This window comes from Priestia sp. P5_B4 (genome assembly GCF_056400385.1).
In genome coordinates this window covers 1-846 of the sequence record NZ_JBFULJ010001245.1, presented here as the reverse complement: position 1 = coordinate 846, position 846 = coordinate 1, and the positions used below count along the sequence as shown (strand labels likewise).

Genomic DNA, 846 nt, shown 5'->3' with positions numbered 1-846 from the left:
GATGAAGAGCAAGAAAATAAAAACATCTATACAAGAGAATTTGTCCTTTATACGAAAGGCTTAAACGATAAGCAAATTAAAGAAATTTTATCAGCAGCTAAGGTAAAGACGTCCTGGGTGGTAAAGGATACAAAAGCGAAGGATCAATCCGAATTTGCTGCTGGTAAAAACATAAAATTTGAAGCACAATGAGAAATGCATCAATTAGCAAAAGCCCCCTTTATTAAAAGAGGGCTTTCTCTTATTATATGAAGAACGACTACCTTGTCACCTGCAGCTAAAGGTTTGGATTTGAGGCTAGACTTTCAGACTGCAGCATATTTTCTAAGCTATCTATCCGTTATAAACGCTAGCGCATGTTCCGGGCTTTGGCTCGTAGTAACAGTGATTTTTGTATTGACCAGAAGCGGGTTGACCGTACCAGGTTGGAGGGCATGGAGCGGATGGATTAAAGTACCACAGTGCATATTTCCCCGGGTGTTCTCTCCAATAATCCAAATTCTTTTTGGCTAACCTTTTTTCAACACCTCTTGCTCTTTGATAAAATACGTTTCCTTTTTGAACAGCTTCGAACGAATAGTTGCCTCCCTGCACCTGATAAATAACTTGCGGAACGGATCTTAAATCCTTGAAATCTAAACAGTTTGCTTTAAGACGATTTACAATGACATTTCCAACATACAGCATTCCTTGTTTTCCTTCGCCTTCAGCTTCTGCTCTCATCATCCTTGCCATTAAAGCAACGTCTGAATCTCGATAATTTACTCTTGGCATTTTTTCACCCCAAAAATRTACTATGAAAAAAAGCCAGTCTTGATGTCACTGTCCCTAAAATAACAATAGCTG

Annotated in this window: 1 protein-coding gene and 1 pseudogene; one reads left to right on the top strand and one right to left on the bottom strand. The window is 38.8% G+C overall.

What is annotated here, in order from left to right; genetic code table 11:
• Positions 1–192: pseudogene (locus AC1DRF_RS30240) on the top strand (hypothetical protein); the annotation flags it as partial.
• Between the two features lie 141 nt (positions 193–333).
• Here the strand turns inward: AC1DRF_RS30240 and AC1DRF_RS30235 are convergent.
• On the bottom strand, positions 334–774 hold the full coding sequence (locus tag AC1DRF_RS30235) for a cell wall hydrolase (RefSeq protein ID WP_162214579.1): 441 nt from the start codon (positions 772–774) through the stop codon (positions 334–336).
• Positions 775–846 lie beyond the last annotated feature (72 nt).